The 23699-nt window shown below is 51.3% G+C and carries 18 protein-coding genes and 4 pseudogenes; 9 read left to right on the top strand and 13 right to left on the bottom strand.

Translation table 11 applies throughout. The features are described from left to right. Nucleotides 1-69 precede the first annotated feature (69 nt). Entirely contained in the window at nucleotides 70-975 is a 906-nt protein-coding gene (locus tag B0D71_RS05245) for a helix-turn-helix domain-containing protein (protein WP_103393792.1), read from the bottom strand. Nucleotides 976-1359: 384 nt separating this feature from the next. On the opposite strand from B0D71_RS05245, the gene B0D71_RS05240 reads away from it, so the two are divergent. Next, nucleotides 1360-1677, top strand: a complete 318-nt coding sequence (locus tag B0D71_RS05240; protein ID WP_103394025.1) for an EthD family reductase — start codon at nucleotides 1360-1362, stop codon at nucleotides 1675-1677. Nucleotides 1678-2783: 1106 nt separating this feature from the next. Here B0D71_RS05240 and B0D71_RS05230 read toward each other — a convergent pair. Next, nucleotides 2784-3038, bottom strand: coding sequence for a helix-turn-helix domain-containing protein (locus tag B0D71_RS05230; protein WP_103393790.1), 255 nt, complete (start codon nucleotides 3036-3038; stop codon nucleotides 2784-2786). Nucleotides 3039-3149: 111 nt separating this feature from the next. Between B0D71_RS05230 and B0D71_RS05225 the strand changes: the two genes are divergently transcribed. Both B0D71_RS05225 and B0D71_RS05220 read left to right on the top strand, forming a co-directional pair. Further along, the gene (locus B0D71_RS05225; protein ID WP_103393789.1) at nucleotides 3150-3731 is read left to right on the top strand and encodes a hypothetical protein; all 582 of its coding nucleotides are present in this window, start codon (nucleotides 3150-3152) and stop codon (nucleotides 3729-3731) included. Then, a complete protein-coding gene (locus B0D71_RS05220) occupies nucleotides 3728-5113 on the top strand; it encodes a DEAD/DEAH box helicase (RefSeq protein ID WP_103393788.1) in 1386 nt (461 codons plus the stop codon). The genes B0D71_RS05225 and B0D71_RS05220 overlap by 4 nt, the downstream gene beginning before the upstream one ends. Before the next feature lie 218 nt (nucleotides 5114-5331). On the opposite strand, the gene B0D71_RS05215 is transcribed toward B0D71_RS05220, so the two are convergent. The 9 genes and pseudogenes from B0D71_RS05215 to moaA all read right to left on the bottom strand — a co-directional run bounded on the left by B0D71_RS05215 (nucleotide 5332) and on the right by moaA (nucleotide 16378). Further along, on the bottom strand, nucleotides 5332-5724 hold the full coding sequence (locus tag B0D71_RS05215; RefSeq protein ID WP_103393787.1) for a hypothetical protein: 393 nt from the start codon (nucleotides 5722-5724) through the stop codon (nucleotides 5332-5334). After that, nucleotides 5721-8651 (bottom strand): hypothetical protein, encoded by a 2931-nt coding sequence (locus tag B0D71_RS31195; protein WP_133160916.1) that lies wholly within the window; start codon nucleotides 8649-8651, stop codon nucleotides 5721-5723. Before B0D71_RS31195 ends, B0D71_RS05215 begins: the two co-directional genes overlap by 4 nt. An 11-nt stretch (nucleotides 8652-8662) precedes the next feature. Then, complete coding sequence (locus tag B0D71_RS31120) at nucleotides 8663-10171, bottom strand: site-specific integrase (RefSeq protein ID WP_108724260.1); 1509 nt, start codon at nucleotides 10169-10171, stop codon at nucleotides 8663-8665. Further along, nucleotides 10155-11369 carry a site-specific integrase gene (locus B0D71_RS05210; protein ID WP_165798688.1) on the bottom strand — a complete coding sequence of 405 codons (1215 nt, stop codon included), beginning with the start codon at nucleotides 11367-11369 and terminating at the stop codon, nucleotides 10155-10157. The genes B0D71_RS31120 and B0D71_RS05210 overlap by 17 nt, the downstream gene beginning before the upstream one ends. Before the next feature lie 504 nt (nucleotides 11370-11873). After that, nucleotides 11874-12092 (bottom strand): annotated as a pseudogene (locus B0D71_RS05205) (NAD(P)/FAD-dependent oxidoreductase); the annotation flags it as partial. Nucleotides 12093-12455: 363 nt separating this feature from the next. Then, entirely contained in the window at nucleotides 12456-13802 is a 1347-nt protein-coding gene (chrA, locus tag B0D71_RS05195; protein WP_103393785.1) for a chromate efflux transporter, read from the bottom strand. 44 nt (nucleotides 13803-13846) lie between these two features. Further along, nucleotides 13847-14335, bottom strand: a complete 489-nt coding sequence (moaE, locus tag B0D71_RS05190) for a molybdopterin synthase catalytic subunit MoaE (protein ID WP_103393784.1) — start codon at nucleotides 14333-14335, stop codon at nucleotides 13847-13849. Nucleotides 14336-14474: 139 nt separating this feature from the next. Continuing rightward, on the bottom strand, nucleotides 14475-15374 hold the full coding sequence (locus tag B0D71_RS05185; protein ID WP_103393783.1) for a bestrophin family protein: 900 nt from the start codon (nucleotides 15372-15374) through the stop codon (nucleotides 14475-14477). Between the two features lie 5 nt (nucleotides 15375-15379). Next, nucleotides 15380-16378: a GTP 3',8-cyclase MoaA gene (gene moaA / locus B0D71_RS05180; protein ID WP_103393782.1), complete on the bottom strand. Its 999-nt coding sequence runs from the start codon at nucleotides 16376-16378 to the stop codon at nucleotides 15380-15382. An 807-nt stretch (nucleotides 16379-17185) separates the two neighbouring features. Between moaA and B0D71_RS32280 the strand changes: the two are divergent. The 4 genes and pseudogenes from B0D71_RS32280 to B0D71_RS05160 form a co-directional block, all read left to right on the top strand. After that, nucleotides 17186-17683: pseudogene (locus B0D71_RS32280) on the top strand (CbbBc protein); the annotation flags it as partial. Between the two features lie 97 nt (nucleotides 17684-17780). After that, nucleotides 17781-18392 (top strand): annotated as a pseudogene (locus tag B0D71_RS32275) (cytochrome ubiquinol oxidase subunit I); the annotation flags it as partial. Beyond that, nucleotides 18380-18790 (top strand): annotated as a pseudogene (locus tag B0D71_RS32270) (cytochrome d ubiquinol oxidase subunit II); the annotation flags it as partial. The pseudogenes B0D71_RS32275 and B0D71_RS32270, both read left to right, overlap by 13 nt. Next, nucleotides 18777-18932, top strand: a complete 156-nt coding sequence (locus B0D71_RS05160; RefSeq protein WP_103393779.1) for a DUF2474 domain-containing protein — start codon at nucleotides 18777-18779, stop codon at nucleotides 18930-18932. The pseudogene B0D71_RS32270 and the gene B0D71_RS05160, both read left to right, overlap by 14 nt. Nucleotides 18933-19177: 245 nt before the next feature. On the opposite strand, the gene proS is transcribed toward B0D71_RS05160, so the two are convergent. Beyond that, on the bottom strand, nucleotides 19178-20668 hold the full coding sequence (proS, locus tag B0D71_RS05155) for a proline--tRNA ligase (protein WP_103393778.1): 1491 nt from the start codon (nucleotides 20666-20668) through the stop codon (nucleotides 19178-19180). A 217-nt stretch (nucleotides 20669-20885) separates the two neighbouring features. Continuing rightward, a complete protein-coding gene (locus tag B0D71_RS05150; RefSeq protein ID WP_103393777.1) occupies nucleotides 20886-21737 on the bottom strand; it encodes a CAP domain-containing protein in 852 nt (283 codons plus the stop codon). Between the two features lie 142 nt (nucleotides 21738-21879). Between B0D71_RS05150 and B0D71_RS05145 the strand changes: the two genes are divergently transcribed. After that, nucleotides 21880-22500, top strand: coding sequence for a cell wall hydrolase (locus B0D71_RS05145; protein WP_103393776.1), 621 nt, complete (start codon nucleotides 21880-21882; stop codon nucleotides 22498-22500). Nucleotides 22501-22697: 197 nt separating this feature from the next. Continuing rightward, nucleotides 22698-23675 carry an NAD-dependent epimerase/dehydratase family protein gene (locus tag B0D71_RS05140; RefSeq protein ID WP_103393775.1) on the top strand — a complete coding sequence of 326 codons (978 nt, stop codon included), beginning with the start codon at nucleotides 22698-22700 and terminating at the stop codon, nucleotides 23673-23675. The last annotated feature ends 24 nt before the right edge of the window (nucleotides 23676-23699 follow it).

Raw genomic sequence — 23699 nt, 5'->3', positions numbered from 1 at the left:
CGAAGCCTACAAAGGGCCAGAGGTGAGGTATTGAAGCGAAGGGTGGGGATTTTTGAATATTCAGGTGATTCAATCTGCAGCCACAGGCTTTAAAGCGCTTCGTTGCAACTGCCCGGGTGTGACACCGAGCTTGGCCTTGAGCAGTCGTGACATGTGGGCCTGGTCCGAAAAACCGCATTGAAGGGCGATTTCTTTTAATGGCAAGGCTACGCTGCCCAGCAGAGTCTGCGCTCGCTTGACTCGTTCGTTCATAATGTACAAGTGAGGAGGGCAGCCTGTGGCCTCCTTGAACGCACGCGAAAATGCCCATACGCCCATGTTGACCTGATCGGCAAGGTTCGCGATGGAAAGAGAGCTCTCCAGATGTGCCTCTATGTAGGCGTGAAGTTTGCGCATTCGGGCACCGTCAAGCTTGAGCGAGGAACGGTCCGCCTGGAACTCAAGGCTTGAATAGTTCCTGAGCAAGTGCACGGCCATCTGAGTTGCGAGGGCCTCGGCATACATGGCTCCCCCTGCTGCAGGACTTTGCGCCTCGGAAGTTATTGCCAAGGCAATCGAGGTAAGGACAGGATCGCGGATCGCCAACAAATCGTGTAATCGGACTTCACTGACGTTACGCCCCGTCACCTCCCGCGAGACGTTTAACAGCAGTTCCCGGCTCAGGTAAATATGGGAGACGTCCAGGCTTTCCTGCCATCGCCAATGGGCAGGCTGAGCGATCGACAAGAGCGAGATATCGCCCGGGGAGAACGTGTTTCGCTGCCATCCTCCAGTACATCGACGCTGCAGGGCTGCGGGCGTTTTCGAGCGTAGCAGCATGATGGCGTAATGATCGATCGCTGGTGCCGCCACCTCCCAGGCCTCTAGTTGATAGGAACGCTGGATGACCCCGTGCCAACCCTGAGTGTCGCTGCTGCTCAGCATCGTGCCCTGAATCCACTCAGGCACTTGATATGGCGTGATCAACGTCGTCATGTCGAAACCCTCCTGCTCAACTTTCCGGGTTGCCGAGCTCTTGGAGTAAAGCTGGCACAACGATCAGAAATTTGAAGGGCTGAATATGGCATCGGCTCCCGCCGGTAAACAGGTGCGATTCGGTCAATCAAACAGTCGGGGTCTCATAGTCCGCTCTACGGTTATGCAGGCCGGAACCTAATGCCAGGTCTTGATCTTGATCAGCACTTTGGATGGGCGGATCCGGGTTGACTGTTGGTCGCCACCTTGTCCCTTGCGCACCTGTTAATCAGATGCCAGCTACTCGCACACTTCGTGGACGGAAATGGTCACCCTTGAAGCTTTGGGCTAACAGGATCAAGACCATTGAGTGAAAAGCTGTTCTAACTTATGGAGTTGGACTCGATGATAAAAGTCAGTGTGCTGTACCCGTACCAGGAAAATGCCCGTTTTGACCATGACTACTATCGCGATACACACCTGCCACTGGTGAGGTCGCTCATGGGGGAGGGGTTGAGAAAGTTCACGATAGACAAGGGCGTTTCAGGAGGACTGCCAGGCTCCAAGCCACTCTATATTGGTATGTGCCACCTTTTCTGCGAATCGTTTGAAACCTTCCAACAAAGCTTCGCGCCGCATGCAGAAAAGATATACCAAGACATCATAAATTATACTGATATCGCGCCGGTGATACAGTTCAGCGAGGTTGTGGAGGTCAATTGATCCTGGAAACTGGCCAGGTTATTTTTTGTCATCGCGACCCGTGGCCAGCCGTTGAAAAGTTGAATGTTGTGGCCTGCTACAGTTGTATCGTGGAATCAGGAACCGGCCGATATTAACGATTCACTCATGGAGTCTACGCGAGCCTGCTCGAACAGTTCATGATTTCGAGCGGGTGGGCGTCTACAAAGAAAACCCCGAAAAATTAGCTCGAGCATGATTGCGCAGAGTTCAGTGAGAAGAGGACGTACTGCGTGCTGGCTTAAATACTTAATGTTTCTTTCCTTCGAAAACTTAAATGTATTGGCGCTTCACTTTGAATCTTAATGAAAAGGTTTTTAATCGAAGTGAAAAGCCTTGGCGGTTACGCGTCCCAGGTAAGGTCCATTGCGATGCTTACGAAGGGCCGCTGCGCGTTTGAATCAATGTCAGTTCCGGTCATTGAGTGTCATTGCGCGGCTCTAAGCTATTCAAGACGGACGGGTGCGAGAATCTACTGAAGTGCCAACTTAATTGGCAGTTCCAAATTAGGGGGGGGCAGCGTTACCTCGGTGTGAGAGTTAATTGCGCAATAGTGACTAAGCTTTGGCAGTTTTCATTTTAAAATCTAAAGACTCCATTTTATTTTCTAATGATCACTGAAGTTACCGTAGACAGTAATTGCAATAGGCTGTGTAAGCCAAAAGCTTATAGTGCCATCTATGGAAACCCTCATGAGTATCGAATCCTTTGTGCGCAGCGCTGGGGGCGCCAGCTTCGCCAAGGCCGCTTGGTGTATGAGCGATACCAACTGTGGGCCAAGAGTGTCGCCAATCTGGAGGTGTGCCTCGAAGTGCGACTGTTCAGCGCCACACTGCGGATATTCCTCCAGCAATGGCCCGGCATCACGACAACATTTCACACACGATGTTCGCCTTTAGCGTTTCCGCGACACGGCTCTCTATGGCTCTGGCTGATTCCATTCTTAATGAAAAGAATTCCAATCCAAGTGAAAAGTCATGGCAGGTGCGCGTGCCGGGTAGAGCCCATGCTGGCCCTTGCCAAGGGATGCTGCGCATATGAATCAGTAATTTGTCAGTTCTGGTCATTGAGTGCCGACTAATTTTGGTTCAGTCGCTTGCCGCCAGATCAGAAGCCAACTCGTGGATAGAAAGCGCTTCAGGCAAGAGGTACTGAGGCTCGCATTCCAGAACGTTGGCTATGCGATATAGCTTTTCTACGGTGATATTCACTTCGCCGCGCTCAATACGCCCCATATAGCTACGATCGACACTGCAGGAGTGCGCCAAGGTATCTTGAGAAAATCCTTTGGCTTTCCGTTGTGTCCGTATTCTTTCGCCCAATGCCTTTGCAAGCTGATGCATATCCGCCTCGGTCTCCACTGAGGCGGCACTATCTTGCGTTTGCGGATGAATCGGCCACGGACTATAATCCGCATTTTGACTGTTCCGCGAATTTCCCTTCCAGGTGCCTGCATGAAACCCGATTCATTTATCTTCGACAGGCGGTTGTACGACCTATTTCAGCAGGAGCACCTACGCCAATTTACGACCAACGACTTACGTAACGCTTACGCCACTCAACTGGCGGGTATTCCGTTCAACAGCAGCGACCTGCGCAGATATGTCTATGAGCAAATCAGACGGATGCTGCGTACCGGATGGGTTATTCAAGATGAAAAACGACAAAAGCGGGGTCAGATCTATCACTGGCAGAGTATCCCAGCGAATCTACAGGTGGAGCTCATCGATAATGGGTACGAGAACAGTGTCAAATCGGTGAATAAACCGTTGCAACAGTCCGCACAAAGCATCGACTCAGAGCAACCTGGGCTGGATGTGGTCCAACACCTGAAATCCATACTCAAAGAGATTCGGCTCGACTTCCTTTCCTCCATGGGAGAGACGGAGCGCTATAAGCAACTGCTCGACGAAATGCCGCATCTGAAAGACCAAGTCGAAGGTGATTATCTCGAAGCTCGAGACCGAAGCTCTCGTCTTCTAGGACATCTCCGAGCGGTCGAAAAGACGCTCAAGACAGTCATGTCCGCACGATGAAAGCATCGCCGAGAAAATGGCAGAGCCAATGCATTGAAATAGCGCTGGAGCACTACACCACAACGCCGCATTTCTTCTGTCAAGCCACTCCAGGGGCCGGGAAGACACGAATGGCCGCAGAGCTGGCTCGACAACTATTGGAGCAAGGCAAGATTGATCTCGTGCTGTGTTTTGCTCCGTCATGTCAAGTCGTCGACGGCTTTCGCTCGACGTTCTCCGCTGTACTTGGGAAACGTCTGGATGGGCTTATCGGTGCCGTAGGAGCCGCGAGTACCTATCAAGCGATGGAACACCAGGATGAAGCCTTCTGGAGGCTCTTCGATGACTACCGCGTGTTTGCAGTATTCGACGAGATCCATCACTGCTCAGGATACGATCCGCTTTTGAGCAATGCTTGGGGGCAGCAAATTGTTTTGAAAATGCAAGACCGCGCTGCTTATACGTTGGCTCTATCGGGTACGCCATGGCGCTCAGATGACAGAGGCATTGCTCTGGCTCGCTACTCCAATCCGGAAGGCCGATTGATTTGCGACTATCGTTACGGGCTCAAGGAAGCCATTTCCGATGGCGTGTGCCGGTCACCTCGCATTGTTCTGCTAGATAACCAGATGGTGAGATACAAAGAGGATTTCGCGAATGATAGCACCGTCAAACTTTTTCCCAGCATTGCTAAACTGCTACGTGAATCTCCGGTCTCATACCAGGATCTGGTTTATCATGAAGACGCGCTCAACCAGTTGCTCGATTTGGGAAGCAGGAAACTCGATGAGTTGCGGATGCTCAAGCCGAATGCTGCGGGACTGATTGTTGCTACTAATATCGATCATGCCCACCAAGTAGCTTTGGCGCTAAAGAGCAAGGGTGAAAGCTTCCAAGTCGTGACTACGAGAACACCAGATGCGCAGCAGGTAATCAACAGTTTTAAAATTAGCGATTGCCGTTGGATTGTTGCTGTGGGAATGATCAGCGAGGGAACCGATATACCTCGGCTACAGGTTTGCTGCTATCTCAGTCGAATTCGAACTGAGCTGCATTATCGTCAGGTTTTAGGGAGGGTCCTTCGCCGTATAGGCGACATTGACGATCAAGCATGGTTGTTCGTCTTGGCGGAGCCGACGCTGAAGCAGTTCTCACAGCGCATCGCCGATGATCTGCCGGAACATTTGGCTGTCGTGTGCGAAGTAGGTGTACCTGCAACTGAGGCTAGCTCGATAGACGGCGAGTTTGATAGCTCGGTGAACGGTGAACTAAATAAGCCAATCAGCCAAGCTCTTACCACCTCAGTGCAGAAGATCTTACAGGCTGACGATCTGACCTCCGAATCGACTTATCGAATATATTTTTCGAAAAGCTATCGCCAGCAACTGCTAGCCGTTTTGTAATGGATTTATCCAATTTATGCAGTTGTCTTTGCCGATCGCCGGAATGCATTGCTTTCCAGTAGATATGTTTCCAACCAACGATTATGTCAAATTCTTTATGCGAAAAAATCACCAAGGTAGCCTCGTTCGGCGATTATTTCGAAAATAAATTGGATAGCAATATCTCGCCAATTGAATTACTTTTGCCGCAGCAATAGTATCCAATACAGGTGATATTTTCACAGCCCATCAAGCTCCGGCACTATATCGTTTTCATACAATAATCTCAGATACCTAGCGTGTAATTGAAGTAAGCTGAGGTTTTCGGCGCGTAGTGTTTCAATCTCAAGCTTCAATTTGGAATGTGCTAGTAATAAATTCTTCCTCGACATGGTACTTCCTTTCGGCTTTGTACCGGTTCTTATTTGGATTTTAGCAACCTCAAACTCTTTGTAAATTGCTCCTTCTTTTGTTTTGTATAGTGAAGTTCTCTCATACAAATAGCCAGTTATCACCTGAATGCTAGCGATAAAGCTATTCCAGTTTAGTTCGCCGTCTTTATTAATATCCCAGCTTTTGAGAATGTTAATAAATGTCGCGGCATCGTCGTCGGTAATTCTTCTGCGCTTCATTTAGAATCCTCATGCAACTGATTTTTCAATGTTCTCAGGAAATCGCGTTTATTGAGCTTAATGCCTGGGAAGCAGGATATAATATTCTTATACATTTCATTGGTTTGATCGGTGTTTAAGGTTCTATTTGTATTAGCACAGCAAGATGCAACTATATGGTCCAACTTCCAGGAAGGTACATTTGATCTACCGTAGTTTACAAAGCCCGTGTTCAGAGCGGTTTCTTTAATTTTGTTGAGACTTTCAAAAAGGTTTTTATCTGAAAAAAGGTATGATTTTCTAAACGTAAATCCAGTTTTCTCTGAAAATTTCTTCAGAATAATGTCCACGAAAGGAAGTCCATCCTTGATTCCCCAGTCTTCCGCAAAAATAGAGAAAGATTCATGAATATTTAAATGTCTACTATTTTGTGAAGTTTCTTTTCGCTCACAAATTACACATCCGTGAGTAGAAAGGAATATCATTCCCTTGTCATGTAGATCCAGCAGTTTGTCTGAAAGAAATTTTCGTATTTTGAGATTTTGCCCAAGTGCCATAGGGCTTGTTTTTGCATATGGATAGTTTTCTTGTATGTGCTGTGAAACTTTAGAAAGAGAGGGAGAGCCAAGAGACTCGAATTGCCAGTCGTCCAGAATTTTCGAAACTATATATTCAATATTCCAATGCCATCTTAAAGAAGAGTCTTTTTTGACTAAGCTGTTTTCTAGTAATCGCTTGCTCATGCTTTCATAGGAGCGGGTCATTTCCTTGTTACACTTAATAAACTGATGATTTATCTGTATGTCGTGTGTATCCTGGAAGATCTGACAAACATTATCCCAACTAGGAAGCCCTCTATCCACCGTCCAAGAGGTCATTAATGAATTGAACATATTTATCATCTCGTGATCAATGTCGCAATGTTTAACTCGGCCATTTTCATGCGCATATTGTCTCAATTTATTTGTATTGTTATCGCGCAGGGCAAGTGCCTTTGAAACTATATTGTCCGTTTGTGTAGATGGCGGTAAGGCGCATATCGCCTCGCTGGAGATTGATGGGTCAGAACAAATATCTATTTGTTTTTTGTATCTGGATATCTTTCTTTTATGAGAGTTAAGAAATTTTTCCGCACCAGGCTCTCCCTTATTTACTGCTACTTGAGCGGCGTCAATAACAGGTGTTAGTTTCTCGATCATTCTGTGTGCAACTGCAAGTGATTTCTCATCACCTTTTTTAAAACAGTGTTCTGAGCAATCAATGCACTGAAATATATTGGGGCAGGGACCGGCATTGTAATCGTGCCGGCATAGACCTAGCTCGGTGACGTGAAGAGATCCAATAACATTCTTAAAAAAATCCTCTGTCGAAACCCCCGTCGGCTTGTATTCATCTTCATATAACTCATCGAGAAACCCACCAAACTCAAATCCTGATCCGTTCGCATGCTCATCGACGAGGTCAATTTTATCTAGGGGAGTACGATGATCATATGAGCTGTTTTGGTCTACGGAGTTCCTACCAGACCAGATGGCAATCAAGCGTTGATCTATATGTTTGCTTTGCGCCAAGGTATTGAGTAAATGTCGCATTGCGTGAGTACCTAATGAAAGATCCCCTCGTTTACGGCCGCGGAAAAAAAGTTTGCCAAACCATTGCTGAAGTTTCGTAGTCGTAAAAAAGCATGGTACGTTCTGACACTGCCAGTAAGTTTTTTTATAGGGAGTGCGAGAAGAATATGGATGTACAAATAAGCAATCTTTGTACTCAACAAGAGAAACGCCATCTATAAAAGGAAATGTGGGTGATAGATTCTTTGTTGCCCATTTATAAAGATTAGAGGCGCTTATGAAGCATTCATCATCCAATCGTATTTTATTATTTTGGTAGTAAGCTCCGCTGTTTGACTGAAATAGCCTGCTTAGTCCTGGTGGCATCATTGCAGCAGGTGGAGATTTAGGCCTGTTAAAATACAACGGCTGTGAGTAATTATTGTCACTCCTTCTATATCCAATTATTGCTAAAGCCTCTTGAGCGCTATATTCCTTCTTGCCTTTCAAATGCTCGAGGTCTTCGGGTATGTAGATGCTTTCATTTTTTTTGTACCAAGCTGATGCATTTCTTGCCGATTCGCCAAAATCGCTAAGTTTTCGACATGCTTCTGTTACCACTTTCTCAAATTCGATACAAGGCGCTCTTTTAACCGTCGATTTTCCATTCTTTGCAGGCCTAGGAAAACACAGTCCAAAGCCGTTAAGTGTAGTAATGCAATCGACATCTAACGTCAATATTTCTGAGCCTCTGGACGGTGCATAGTTCAACAGTGCAAACGCCGATGAAACTATTATTTCGAACCCGTTCTGTGGAGATTTAAAAGACTCGGCAAGAATTTTACATGCCTCGAGATTTGGTAAAAAAGTTTTGGCCGAGCGTTGAGGCCTAGTGTGAGGGTTTTGAAGATATCTTATTTTTTCCGGTGAGAGATTATATTTTTTTAACGTCTTGCCTATACTCGCCAAGCCGGCTCCTAGTCGATAGGTGAGTCCTGGTGATAAATCGGCTCTGTTTGAGGCTCTGGCAAAGTCTGAATTAACTAATTCCCAAGGTTTTTTGAATTTTGGAAGCGTGTCGATGAGAAAATAAAACCCAGTAGCGACGTCACGACATTTTTTTTTGTTCTCGAGCGAGCGTATTAGGTGAAAGAGCTTGAGGGCGATGATCCAGTCTTCATCAGAGCAAACCTGTTTGAATACGGCAGTCTTTTTTTCGAAAGTGGGAGGGAGCGCATGTGCAAAGTCGCAAGGGTCGGCTTTTAACAGCATTTTGTGGGGTAGCTTATATTTTAATGACATGTCGATGGTGTTGTTTGTGATGAGTTGTTCTTTGAATTGGGGGATATATGTGTCTCTGAACCACGCAAAATTTAGTTGTGGATTTTCCTTGTTCATAACGGGCGCTCCTATTTAATGCTAAGCTTGGAAATCCACATGTCGCAGGCATCGATATATTCCATAACGGTTTTTTTCACTTTAATATCAGGTTGATTTTGGTGTTCGTGAATTAGATATTGCTTGTATTCTCCGAATGGCGCATCTCGGAAAGGTTCAAATTTAGAACAAAGTAGGCATGCAACTGGTGCGTGATCCGTACAATTTGCCATGCTGCCACAAACTCCTATTGGTTTAGCTTGAGCAATTCCGTAATGGCGCTGTATCGAGTCGGGCATTTCCATAATTGCCCGTTCATATCCACCCTCATAGGGGCCGCCAAGAAATAAATTAGCAATAGACGCGAGCGCTGGGCCTAATTCCTCTTTGATGCGGGCTTGAGATTCTGGTATAGAGTCAATGTATGAACTGGCTGACGAAGCATCGCTATGCAATCCTAGAAACATTAGCTCGTGTACACTTGCTCCATTAACAGCGGCGCGTGTGAGTAGTGTATGTTTGAATCTAATGAAGTTTAAGTTTATTTTGCCCCCAATAACTCTGTCGCTCCTAACTCCAAGGTTGTAAACTACATTTTTTAATCTTGTCATTATGACGGAAGCATCGCATGGGATATCTGGAAGTTCTTTGATTTTTTCTTCGGGGATTAGAAATCCAGCAACACCCACGGACTTGTGAATTAAGTAGGTTCTATTTCTGTTTCGGCAGATTGGTATCATGTGATTAATCAGTGTGTTTACTAAAGGCGGGAGCCTTATGTTTCGATAGATGGATTTACTTTTTAATCTTTGTTTGAGTATTTCGATTTTTAATATCCAATTTTTTTGGGTTTCACTATAAGTCAAGTCGTCTAATTTGATATTAAGAATTTGACTTTGTCTATATCCAAGCACTAAGGCAAGAAAGAAGACTGCTAGATGCTCGAGCTGCAGCAAACCTTTTTCATATCCACTGCAGATCGCAAATGTGACATCTCTCACTTCAAACTCGGTCAGCGCGCCATTGGTTGGATCGGCTGCTCTAACAGAACTTAATCTTCTGTAGTTCGCGCTACTGATCATGTCAATTGCTAAGTTGTATTCATCGCTCCATAACACTCCATCCTCTCCGTTGCATGCAACTAAAAAACTTTTTATGTTTCGGTTATTATTTAGCCATTCTATGAAGGTTGACCATAATTCGTTAGTTTGATTTATTTTTCGTATAATTTTCTTCTGTAGTAAGCTGATTTTTTCGAGCTTTCTACAAAGTTCGTTTAGTTTAGTGCAGTAAGATTCAATAGAGGATAGGGAGTAACTTTCTGCGATCCTAGAACAAAGTTCGTTGCGAAATGATTCTATAATTTCGAATTCCAGGTACTTTCGCATCGGCTCGAATTCGATATGACCGTTTCTACGAAGCGACTCGTGTCTAATGGTTAGTGTCGGTCCAACATTGAATGTGAGCTGAGTTTTCTGGTGGTAAACGGTTATTTCTTCGAAAGCTTGGATTTTGTTGTAATGTTTATGAGAGTTTTTCATGAGGATTACCCATCATTAGTTTTGTGTTTAATATGTTATCCTCTGCAAACAATCGGTCGTTCCCGATTTTTTGAAATGCATATCTTGCGTAGTGCTCTGGCATCTTCGAGCGCAAACTCCATCCCATCTGAGTTCGTAGAAGGCTGAGAGCGTTAGAAATAATTCTCTCTCTATCCCGCCCCGTGAAACCAGAGGCCTTATCATATTCTCGAAGTATAAAGTTACATGCCCACGAATGCCGAAGACTGTGCGGATTTATTTTTCTTTTAGTTTTGCTGCTTAATAGTTTGAATATTTTTCCAACAGCATCATTCGATAATGGAGCGCCGGATATTCCAATTATCAGAAAATTATGTTTTATGCATGATTTTATTTTGTTTCTTTCGATGATGTATCTTTCGATAAGGGTCCATAAGGCGTCAGAGATTTTCAGTTCTCTGTTCAGTGTTTTTACTGTTGCAGGCGAAGATCGAGGGTCCGTGCCCAAATCTGGGTTTAACTCTACTCTTGCGGTTACATATCCCTGCTTTTTTCGTTCAAAGCAATCAATGGTTATTCCAAGTAATTCGCTATTTCTGATCCCCAGTTCTCTTAGGAGATGAAATAAGACGAGGTCTCTATGTAATAAAAACTTAGATTTGCGGTTAAAGTTATGTTTTATGGATTGATCCATCATTGTGTAATCATTTTGTGTCCAAGGCTCTACGCAATTCCCATCACTAGAGTTATTGCTTCTAAGTTGCTTCTCAAGTCGATTTGAAAAATTAACAATGGCCTTTCCTTTCTCTGCTTTGTTGTTAAGCAGCAATTCTTCTGCCAAAAACAGTAAATAAGCTTTTGCGAGTCGACATCTTCTATCGTAAGCTGAGTTGCATATTTTCTTTTGATTAATGATGCCTAATCCTGCAATTCGGCATTCGATGGTGTTCTTGGTTTCCGTCAAGCAGTTGCGTAATTTTGATAATTCCCCATTGGTAAGGAATCTTCCTTCTCTGAATCTTTTCAAGTAGTCAATTTTTTTATATCTAAAAAACAACATCACTATGCAGATGTCATAGCTGTATGTAATTAATGATTTTGGTCTGACTTGTCTTTTTAAATTTATGAGCCAATAGTTTGCCCAAAACACTGGTTTGTGGTCGTCGAAAATTAGAGTTGCGGGTATTCCGTCAGCATTTTTAAACTCACGGACTTTCATGCTGCTTTCCTCGATATGTAAAAAGAGGGGTAGCATGATTTGGATAAATGTTTCTTTGGTATTAGCTGGGTAAAGGTGTCCCAAATAACTAACAGGCTGGCTGCAATTTTTTTGACCGGGATTAGCGAGCGATAGCTCACAGGGGAGGCGGCTGTATGAGGCATATCAACGATTTCCTTGATTATGAAACATCAAAGTCAACGCTGATCTCTCGTACACGGCCGAATTATTGATTGGCTGAAGTGTATCAAGCCGAACTAGCTGATGGACTAAGCAGACCTTCGCTGGGTCTGCTACTGCGGTTAATTAAGCACAAAGCCTAGTCTGGCGCAACAGTTAATTCGTGAGTCGGATAATTAAAACAGTAATCAACAGTTTGTATATTCCTAATAATTGCTATGTTGACTATGCGTTTTTTTATGTTTTGTTGACTCACTATTCCATCGGTGCTGTTGGATGTGAGAATTACATCAATAGTCAACAAAACTCTCTTTGGGCGGATAATACCTGGCCGCCGTTGCGCCCGGTGGCGCCCCAGCCGATCTTGTGGCTTTCGACGATGGCGACCTTCAGGCCTTTTTCCGCCAGCTCGACGGCGGTGGCCACGCCGGTGAAACCGCCGCCGATGATCACCACATCAACCCGGTGCCGGCCTTGCAGCGTCGGGTAATCGGTGTCCTGGTTGAGGGTGGCGGTGTAGTAGGAGTTGCAACGTTGAGTCATGTCGGTGTCCACACAGAATTGGGAGAAACCAATGCCGGTCAGTCGAAGTGCGCAACCTGTAGGAGCGAGCTTGCTCGCGATAGCGGAGTGTCATTCACCGTTGATGTCGAATGGCACACCGCATTCGCGAGCAGGCTCGCTCCCACAGGGATTGCATACGCTGAGCAAACGCAGGGATAGCGAAGAAGGGTGCTCGCCGATCAGGCGAACAGGGCGCTATCCGGCGGACGTGCGGAGTGACGCAGTTTCGAGCGGCGCAGGGCCATGGGCAGGTTGACGATACGCTTCATGCGCGTGTTTCCGGCTGCGGAAATCGTTGGAGGCCGAAGCCTCCGGGGATGCTGGATAGTAGGGGGTCGCCCTTCAACCTGCAAGGTGAATCCCGAGGCCGACCAGTGCGCAGCCGATCAACACCTCGATCACCCCGCGCTTGAAGTGCAGCAAGGCAATGCCTGCCACGATGGCGATCAGCAGCGAAGGCCAGTCCAGTCGTCCTTCGAAGCCTTGGGGCCAAAGCACATGGTAGGCAAAGAAACAGGCCAGATTGAGAATCACGCCCACCACGGCGGCCGTAATGGCCGTCAGCGGCGCGGTGAACTTGAGCTCGTTGTGTGTCGACTCCACCAGTGGCCCGCCGGCGAGGATGAACAGGAACGAAGGCAGGAAGGTGAACCAGGTCACCAGCGTGGCGGCGATGGCGCCTGCGACAAAGGCCTGATCCGGGCCGAAGACCTGATGCACGTAGCCACCGATGAAACCGACGAAGGCGACGACCATGATCAAGGGGCCTGGAGTGGTTTCACCGAGGGCCAGGCCGTCGATCATCTGCGTCGGCGTCAGCCATCCGTAGTGACCGACCGCGCCCTGATACACATACGGCAGTACGGCGTAGGCACCGCCAAAAGTCAGCAGCGCGGCTTTGGTGAAGAACCAGGCCATTTGGGTCAGCGTGCCTTCCCAGCCGAACAGTGCAGTGAGCATGGCCATGGGCAGCGTCCACAAAATCGCACCGATAACCGCCAGACGCGCCAGTTTCAAACCACTGAAACGGGCGTGTTCCGGGGTTGGGGTGTCGTCGTCGATCACCGCCGGGCCGAAGGACTGTTTTGCCGCGCTGTGGCCACCGGTCCGGAATTTTTCCGGTGCCAGTCGTCCGCCGAAGTAGCCGATGACCGCTGCGCCGAGCACGATCAGCGGAAACGGCATATTGACCACGAAGATGGCCACGAAAGACGCGGCGGCGATGCTCCATAACCAGCCGTTCTTCAGCGCCCGCGAGCCGATCCGGTGAGCCGCCTGCACCACGATGGCCGTGACCGCCGGCTTGATCCCGTAAAACAATCCCGCGACCACTGGCACGTCACCAAAGGCGATGTACACCCAGGACAGTGCGATCAGGATGAACAACGATGGCAACACAAACAGCACGCCTGCGATCACGCCACCCCAGGTCCGGTGCATCAGCCAGCCGATGTAGGTCGCCAATTGCTGAGCCTCGGGCCCGGGCAGCAACATGCAGTAGTTGAGCGCATGCAAGAAGCGCCGTTCGGAGATCCAGCGCCGGCGTTCGACCAGTTCCTGATGCATGATCGAAATCTGCCCCGCCGGCCCGCCAAAGCTGATGAAGCCGAGCTTGAGCCAGAACAGGAAGGCTTCGCGCAGGCTGATTGACCGGGGCTGTTGCGTGATCGGGGAGGGCGTGGGGCTCAAGCGGGAGTTCCTTGTGCAAAGTCACGTTGAGCCCATGACTGTAGCTACGCCGGAGCGCGTTGGGTAGTCGCCTGATGTTGCGCATCCGCCCAGCGCGCGACGGCTGAGCGGTCGCTGTCCCGGGCATCGACCCAGCGTGCGCCGGATGCCACGTCCTCGCGTTTCCAGAATGGCGCGTCGGTTTTCAGGTAGTCCATGATGAATGCACAGGCTTCGAAAGCGGCTTGACGATGCTGGCTGCTGACGCCGACAAACACAATCGGCTCGCTGATCGACAACGGGCCGATCCGATGCACGATCTCCACGGCCCGCAGTGGCCATCGGGCCATGGCATTGTCGACGATTGTTTGCAGAGAACGTTCGGTCATGCCTGGGTAGTGCTCCAGGAACAGCCCGGCGACTGTTTCACCCTGATTGATGTCGCGCACGTAGCCGACGAAGTTGACCACGGCACCCACCCCCGGATCGTTGGCTTGCAGGCTGTCGTTCAACTGGCCGACGTCGAACACTTCGCGCTGGATTCGAACCGTCATGGCTCAACCCCCGGCCATTAGCAATTGGCGCACGTCTTCAATGGTCTTGAGGCTGTCGGTCATCCAACAGAGATATTGCCTGACCCACCGTTATCGCGAGCAGGCTCGCGCCCACCGTTTTTTGCATGTTTCTTGAGTGTCAGTTCAGAACAAAATCCACCGGCTCCAGTTGTGGCGGCAACTCTGTCACGCCCAGGGCCGCCAGCACATCGCGCTCGATGTTGCGCACGATGGCGTCGGTGGGCAGGTCGTTTTCGTCGCGGCCGAAGGGGTCTTCCAGTTCGTCGGCAATCGCGTCCAGGCCAAAAAAGGTGTAGCTGACAATCGCGGTGAAAATCGGTGTCAGCCAGCCCAAGGGTTCGGCCATGGCAAACGGCAGGAGGATGCAGAACAGGTAGATGGTGCGGTGCAGCAGCAGGGTGTAGGGAAAGGGTAGCGGGGTGTTCTTGATTCGTTCACAGATCGCCTGGGCGCGGGTCAGGCTGGCCAGGTGGTTGGCCATGAGTGTGTAGCGCCAGTCGTTGATCACCCCGGACTCGTTGAGTGTCGAACACTGCTGACCGACCTGCATCAGTATTTGCCCGCTGATGTCCGTGGTGTTGCCCTTGGGCATCGGGTGCAGCCAGTCACCACTGGCGGCCAGTTCGTTTTCCTGGCGCAGGCGCGCGTTGAGAGCATGGGCAAAGCCGCACAGGTTGCTGAGGATCGTGTGTCGCTCATCTGTGTCCTTGATCACCAGGGTTTCACGAATCATCGAGCGGACCTCCACGATCACATCGCCCCACGCCTTGCGCGCTTCATACCAGCGGTCATAACAGGCGTTGTTGCGAAAGCTCATGAAGATCGACAGTGACAAACCCAGCAGCGTGAAGGGCGTGGCGCTGACCTTGGAAAAGTAGCTGGGGTGCAGGGTTTCGATGAGCACAATGGCCGAGGCGAGCAGCGTCACCATCAGGCTGCGCCAGGCAATGCGCTTGGCGATCGAACCCTTGAGGGACGTCAGGACGCCGATCAGGTTGGGTTTGGGTCTCACGATCATGGGTTTCAGCCGCCCGTCATGTTCATGAAGCGAATGACCTGAACATCGTCGTTCACTTCGAAATTGTGTCGATAAGGCTTGAGTTTCATCGCCTCGATAATGGCTTTTTCCAGGCGCTCGGGTTGTCCGGGGTGGCTGCGCAAGACAGCCTTGAGATCCACCGAGTGCTCATTGCCCAGGCACAGCAGCAGACGTCCTTCCACGGTCAGGCGCACCCGGTTGCAGGTGCCGCAAAAGTTGTGGCTGTGGGGTGAGATGAACCCCAGGCGAATCTGCGGTGCCTCAGCCAGGCGCCAGTAGCGCGACGGACCCTGGGTCGACTCGGCGGAATCAATCAAAGTGTAGCGTTCGGCGATGCGTTCGCGGACCTGGCTGCTTGCGAAAAACGATTCGGCGCGGCTGTGTTCATCGATGGTGCCCAGCGGCATTTCCTCGATGAAGGAGATGTCGAGGTTACGGTCGATGGCGAAGCTCACCAGATCGTTGATCTCGTGGTCGTTGCGGCCTTTCATCACAACGCAATTGAGTTTGGTGTTGCGAAATCCCGCCTGGTTGGCCGCGTCGATGCCCTTGATGACTTGCGCCAGATCACCGGTCCGGGTCAGTTCGCGAAAGCGTTGCGGGTCCAGGCAGTCGAGGCTGATGTTGAGGCGCTTGACCCCAGCGTCGAACAACGGCCCGGCCAGTTTGGCCAGCTGCGAACCGTTGGTGGTCATGCACAGTTCTCGCAGGCCGGGCAGGGCGGCGATCTTCTCGCACAGTTGCACCACCCCCGGGCGGATCAGCGGCTCGCCCCCGGTCAGGCGGATCTTGCGGGTGCCCAGCGCCACGAAGCTTTCGGCCAACTGATAAATCTCTTCCAGGGTCAGCACCCGTTGGCGCGGCAGAAACTGCATGTCCTCGGCCATGCAATACACGCAACGGAAATCGCAGCGGTCGGTGACCGACATCCGCAGATAGTCCACGCGCCTTGCGAACCCATCGATCAGGACTTGTTCTGACATGACACCCTCACTTGGCACGCATTGAATGAATGTTCCGTTAAACGGGTTTGGTCTTTGTAGGAGCGAGCCTGCTCGCGATGGTCGTTAACGATTACGCGTACTTACTGGCTGAACGCGGTGTTCTTGAGTCCATCGCGAGCAAGCTCGCTCCTACAGATATTGCGCCGATAACGGACTTGTTGAACGCAGGCTAAGAGTAACTTTGGCTGGCGTCCAATCACTATTAATAACCGGGTGATCGACCGGGTCTATGATGAACTTTATTTTGTTTTAATAAGGACTTTAAAATATTATAAATTATTGAAAAATAACGTAAAAAACACGTGATAGAGCGTTTCGATAATGTGGTCATAAATAGCGATTAGACAATATTTAAACGCCATTCATATGCTTTCTCCGCAAATCGAACAATGACCTGAATCAGGTCGAAGCCTGTGTGCATTGTCACGGAGAAGTACCATGTCTCAAGTCGACCGATACAAACCCTATAAAGGTGCCGCCGCCGGTTGGGGTGCGCTGATTGCTGTCACCAAGAACTGGCTGGGCAGTGAAAACGCGCTGAAGAACATTCGCGCCATGCTCAAGACCAACCAGAACGGTGGGTTCGACTGTCCCGGTTGCGCCTGGGGCGAGTCGCCGGAAAGCGGCATGGTCAAGTTCTGTGAAAACGGCGCCAAGGCCGTTAACTGGGAAGCCACGGGCCGTTTGGTCGACCCGGCCTTCTTCAACAAATACAGCGTCTCGGCGTTGGCCGAGCAGAGCGATTACTGGCTGGAGTACCAGGGCCGCCTGACTCGCCCGATGCCCAACGACGCGGCCAAACGCATCTGGAAAACCGCCAGCGGCAAAGCCCAGTTCACCCCGAGCGTGCTGCCCGAGCACCTGATCAGCGAAGGCGTGCGCAACCTGCCGGTCAAGCCGCCCCTGATACTGCAGACCATGCGCTCCCACGATCAGTACAACACCACGCTGTACGGCCTGGATGACCGTTATCGCGGGGTGTACGGCATGCGCGACGTAGTGTTCGCCAACGAGCAGGACATTCGTCGGCTGGGTTTCGAACCGGGGCAGAAGGTCGACCTGGTGGCGCTGTGGGACGACGAGCGCGAGCGCCGGGTCAGCGGTTTCACCCTGATCGCCTACGACATTCCGGCCGGTCAGGCGGCGGCGTACTACCCCGAGACCAATCCGCTGGTGCCACTGGAAAGTTACGGTGACCGCACCTTCACCCCGACTTCCAAGTTCGTCGCCATCCGGCTGGAGCAGGCTAAGGCCAGCAACCGGATTTCGACGTCCGCCGCCTAGCATCAGGCCGCTCATTACATCTCTGTAACGACTGTAGGAGCCGGCAAGCCGGCTCCTAAAGGTTTATATCCTTCAAAGCCTCGATGAGGATTTCGACATGTTTAACCTGGAGGCACTGGACCTGGCGCGCATTCAATTCGCGTTCACGGTTTCGTTCCACATCATCTTTCCCGCCATTACCATCGGGCTGGCCAGTTTCCTGGCGGTGCTCGAAGGGCTTTGGCTGAAGACCCACAACGACACTTACCGCGATCTCTACCATTTCTGGTCGAAGATCTTCGCTGTCAACTTCGGCATGGGCGTGGTCTCGGGGCTGGTCATGGCCTACGAGTTCGGCACCAACTGGAGCCGTTTCTCCGATTTCGCCGGCAGCATCACCGGGCCGTTACTGACCTATGAAGTGCTCACGGCGTTCTTCCTCGAAGCCGGTTTCCTCGGGGTCATGCTGTTCGGCTGGAACCGGGTAGGGCGCGGCTTGCACTTCTTCTCGACGGTCATGGTCGCCATCGGCACGCTGATTTCGACCTTCTGGATTCTCGCCTCTAACAGCTGGATGCAAACGCCCCAGGGCTTCGAGATCGTCGACGGTCGAGTAATGCCGCTGGACTGGCTGGCCATCGTGTTCAACCCGTCGTTCCCGTACCGCCTGGCGCACATGGCTATTGCCGCGTTCGTCGCCACGGCGTTCTTTGTCGGCTTGTCGGCGGCACCTGGTTGCTGGTCAAGACCGAAGGCATGCTCGAATCGCGGATGCGCCTGTTCACCCGGCCCCTGGCCTGGCTGCTGTTGGCGGTGATCGGTGGTCTGGCGGTGCTGGCCTTGCTGGCGATGTTCGGCCTGCTCAAGACCCTGCGCCAACGCCACACCCATTGGCCGTTCGCCTTCACCCTGATGCTGATGTTCCTGGGCTACATCGGCCTGGCGTTCAGCATCTGGCCGAACATCGTGCCGCCGTCGATCAGCCTGTGGGCAGCGGCGTCACCACCGACCAGCCAGTTGTTCATCCTGATCGGCGCGCTGTTCATCCTGCCGATCATCCTGATGTACACGGTCTGGAGCTACTACGGGTTCCGCGGCAAAGTGAGGATTGGCGATGGCTACCATTGATTCCCGTGAACCAGCACTGGCGCCTTGGTACAAGCGCCTTGGGTGGCTGGTGCTGATCTGGCTGGGCAGTGTGGTTGCGTTGGGCGTGGTGGCGGGGGCGTTGCGGTTGTTGATGCATGCGGCCGGGATGAGTAGCCACTGATGGAGTGTGCAAAGAAAACAACGGCGGAATCCGACTTGTAGGAGCCGGCTTGCTGGCGATGGGGCACTTGAGGTCGCTATCGCCGGCAAGCCGGGCTCTTACGTAAAGCGATCAACCCGGAGCCTTATAACAGGGCTCCGAATTTTTTTGGGGCAGGCAATGCAGTTTTTTACAACGCAGGCGGAAAGTTGGCTTCTCTGGAAACAATACAGCCCCGCAATAGCGGAGCTGTAGGTGATCAGGGATCAATATGACTTTGCATAAAGTGCCCAAGTGTTCGTCTTACGGCCGGTGAATAAACAGGTTGCAGAAATGCCAGGTTGTTTTAGCGGGATACAGCGAACGGTTGCTCCAAGTTCTCCGATGGCTTTTTCAACGTTTTCATCTTCTGTGAAGGGGGCGAGAACAAAGGCGTTAAGTTTTGCATTCTGTTTGAAACGCTCTTTGAATTCTCCCAGAGTTGTGACCATTGTGGTGTTGTCTGACAGTTTCTTCTGTGCCATTTCCAACATGTCTTTTTGAAGGGCATTCAGTGTTTTCGAGATGTTGTTAACGAAATTTTCAGCGTCAAATTTGAGAGTGGTTTTGGAGTTGTTTCGAATGGAATAGGACACCATATTTTGCTCCAGTTCCTTTATGCCAATCTCGATCCGGACAGGGACGCCACGCTTGATGTGATACCACTTTTTTTCGCCACTGTTCATGTCCCGCCAATCAACACTGGCCCGAAGGTTTTGCCCCTTCAGTTTCTTCCGACAAATCTGCTTTTGCAGTTTTTTGCAGTAGTCATGAATGGCATCTGCATTCTGTTCGTTGCGCACGATCGGGATAATGACGACCTGCGTCGGTGCCACGAGGGGCGGGAGTACTAGTCCATCATCGTCACCATGGGCCATGATCATCGCTCCGATCAGTCGCGTGGATACTCCCCAAGACGTGGTCCATGCCAGTTCTTTTATCCCTTCTTTGTTCACGAAGCGGATGTCTGAACTCTGTGCGAAGTTCTGGCCTAAAAAATGAGAAGTACCTGCTTGCAGGGCCTTGCCGTCTTGCATCATCGCTTCAATGGTATAGGTGCTGACGGCACCTGGAAATCGTTCCCAGGAGCACTTTTCGCCCTTGATTACTGGTATGGCCAAGTGCTCGGTAGTAAAGCGCTCATAGATATCCAACATCTTTAGCGTTTCGACCAAGGCCTCATCATGAGTTGCGTGAACGGTGTGACCTTCCTGCCATAGGAACTCCGATGAGCGCAGGAAAATCCGGGGACGCATTTCCCAGCGCAGTACGTTCGCCCATTGATTGATAAGCAGAGGCAGATCCCGATAGCTTTGTACCCATCGTGAAAAGGATGCGCCGATGACCGTTTCACTGGTGGGCCTGATGATCAACGGTTCTTCTAGTGTTCCTGCGGGAACAAGCGGTCCATCCGTCGACTTTTCGAGACGGTGATGCGTTACCACTGCGCACTCTTTGGCAAAGCCTTCAACATGCTCGGCTTCTTTTTGAAGAAAGGATAACGGAATCAAAAGTGGAAAATATGCGTTTGAATGTCCTGTGTCTTTGATTTTCTTATCAAGTTCTCGTTGAATCTGCTCCCATATGCCATACCCCCAAGGACGGATAACCATGCAGCCTCGAACTGGAGAGTTCTCAGCCATTTTCGACTGGATAATCACTTGTTGATACCAGTCAGAAAAGTTTTCATTTCTTGTGGGTGATATTGCGTTTTTCATAGGGCCCTTGCTTTGAAATCGAATTGTTATTCGAAATGGTGTCGTAAGGGGTAGGTATATTTATTAAGCTTTGAAATTTCAAGAATTCATGTGTGGTTTTTCATATTTCAGAAATTTCCTTCAGAAGAATCTTTCTTTTTGTAAAATTACTCCGCTTTACAACGCGCTCGTTGACCACAAACAGCCCCCAATGCAATCGCTTCGGGGGCTATGGCACTCACTGCGCCCCAAACATCGCCGTCCAGTAAATCCCCGCATCGCTCTTCGGATCGGTCGCGTACGCCGCGCCCAGTTCGCGGAACTGTGGGTTCATCAGGTTGGCACAGTGACCGGGGCTGGCCAGCCAGCCGTCGACGACCTTGCGTACGGAGTCCTGTCCGGCGGCGATGTTTTCGCCGATCTGCTGGAAGTCGTAGCCGGCCAGTTCCGCACGGTCGCCCGGGGTGCGGCCATCGCGGTCCTTGTGATCGAAGTAGTTGTTGTTGGCCATGGAGCGCGAGTTGCCTTCGGCAGCGCTGGCCAGGGTGACGTTCCAGGCCAGCGCTGGCGCGGCGGCGAAGGATTGCGCACCGCACTGGCGTGGCCGGGTGCGGGCTGCGTTGAGTTCGGAGAGCAGCTTCTGGCCTTCGGCTTGCGAGTCGCCCAGGCGTGCGCTCAACAACGGCCGAGCTACCACGATGCGCCATTCACGGTCCTGGCGGCTGACGCCGACATCGACGAATTGCGGGTCGAGGACGATCTGGCAAAAACTTTCCTGAATCGCTTTCATCGCCGACGCCGCATCACGAGGCCCGGACAGGCTGATGGCCTGCACATTCTTCATCGGGTAACCCGCAGTGGCCATGGCCTGCTGCAGATTGCCGATGCTCGGGGCGGACAGCACCAGGCGCGGGTCGGCCGACAGCGGTGGAAGCTCCGATGAGACCTGGCCGGCACAGCGCTGCAGTTGGCTGCGATAGACGTTGATCGATTCGATCAATTGCGCTTCGTCGGCCGCCACGGCGTTGGCGGCGAATACCAGGCCCAGTGACACACCGGCCAAATGCATTGCGGATGAAATGAAACCCATGAAAATCCCCCTTGAGCAGATGGCACCCATGATGCGCGAAGTTGCCCCGTCCAGGACAACGGAATTATCCAGAGTGTAGTGGGACCGGTGAAATCATTTCACTACTACACTGAATCGAATCGCTCACCGAGTGACCCCGATCATGCGCCCCGACTGGATCGCCTCCTGCCTCGCTTTAACATTGCTTGCCGGTTCGGTATTCGCTACGGATCAAAAACAAAAACAGGAATCGGCCGAGAACAAGGCCGAGGTGCTGGAACACAAAGCCGCCGAGAACAACAGCCCCGCACCGGCCCCCAAGGCTGAAGCCATTACCCCATCCGAAGTCCAGGCCGTCGACCCGGCGGGCGCCGCGCCGCTGGACGATGCAATCACCTGCCTGGCCCGGTCGATTTACTGGGAAGCCAAGGGCAAGGATGCCGCCGACATGGAGGCGGTGGCCAACGTGGTCATGAACCGCCTGGGCCACGAGGGTTTTCCGGACACGGTGTGCAAAGTGGTCAAACAAGGCTCGGAGACCAAGAGTTGCCAGTTCTCCTGGTGGTGTGACGGCAAATCCGATTCGGTCCAGGAAGAGGTGCCTTACGCGATGGCCAAGGAAATCGCGCGCAAGGCCTTGAACAAGGAACTGCCGGATCGTACTCAGGGTGCCTTGTATTTCCATGACCGTACGGTCAGGCCGGATTGGGCCAAGGAATACATCAAGACTGTGGATATCGGCTTGTTCCGGTTTTACAAACCCCATGACGGATCAGCCAGATAGCAGCGCTGGTCGGCCAGATAATGTTTTTTGCAGAGGGCGTGCGAGGCGTTATCTAAATTGAAATGTTTCTGTTTTATAAACTTCATCACGCAATCGTGCGTGGAATGAAGCCATAAGCAGGAACTAAACATGAAGCTGACGAGGGTCTGGATCAGTAGTCTCGCGCCGATCGCGACGCAGTCGCCGGCGTGCGTCCCATGACTGTTCTGGTCACCGGTGCGGCCGGTTTCATCGGTTTTCATACGGCCCAGCGCCTGTGCCGCGAGGGGCAGGACGTCGTCGGTATCGACAATCTCAATGATTACTACGACGTGGATCTCAAGCACGCCCGCCTCAAGGTGCTGGAGACGTTGCCGGGTTTTCGCTTCCGGAAAATGGACATCGTCGATAAACCGACCCTGATGAGCCTGTTTCAAGAGCACCGCTTTACCGAGGTGGTGCACCTGGCGGCCCAGGCCGGGGTGCGTTACTCGCTGGACAACCCGGATGTCTATGGGCAATCGAACCTGGTCGGCTTCCTCAATGTGCTGGAAGCCTGCCGGCACTATCGCCCCGAGCATCTGATCTACGCCTCGAGCAGTTCGGTGTACGGCACCAACAGCAAGCTGCCGTTCAGTGTCGAGGATCCTGTCGAGCATCCCGTGTCGCTGTACGCCGCCAGCAAACGCGCCAATGAACTGCTGGCCGAAAGTTACTGCCATTTGTATGGCCTGAAGGCCAGTGGCCTGCGCTTTTTTACCGTCTACGGCCCATGGGGTCGACCGGACATGGCGCTGTTCAAGTTTACCAACGCCATCCTCAAAGACCTGCCCATCGATATTTACAACCAGGGCCAGATGTCGCGGGACTTCACTTATGTCGACGACATTGTCGAAGGCATCACCCGACTGCGCCCTAAACCTCCCGTGCCGCAAAGCCCGGCTACCGGGGTAAACCGGCTCTTCAACATCGGGCGTGGCATGCCGGTGGCGTTGCTGGATTTCGTCGACTGCCTGGAATCCGCCCTGGACCTGCAAGCCCGGCGCAACTATCTGCCGATGCAGGCCGGTGATGTGGTCAAGACCTGGGCCGATGTCTCGGCACTGGCCGAGTGGGTGGGCTTCAGCCCGCAGGTGACGCTGGAAACCGGCGTCGGTGAGTTTGTGAAGTGGTATCGGCAGTTCTACCGGATTTGAAGCGTTCGCCTCTGATCTCGAAAA

This window comes from Pseudomonas laurylsulfativorans (assembly GCF_002906155.1).
Taxonomy (GTDB): domain Bacteria; phylum Pseudomonadota; class Gammaproteobacteria; order Pseudomonadales; family Pseudomonadaceae; genus Aquipseudomonas; species Aquipseudomonas laurylsulfativorans.
The sequence above is the reverse complement of the archived record's forward strand: the minus strand, read 5'-3'. Positions and strand labels throughout refer to the sequence as shown.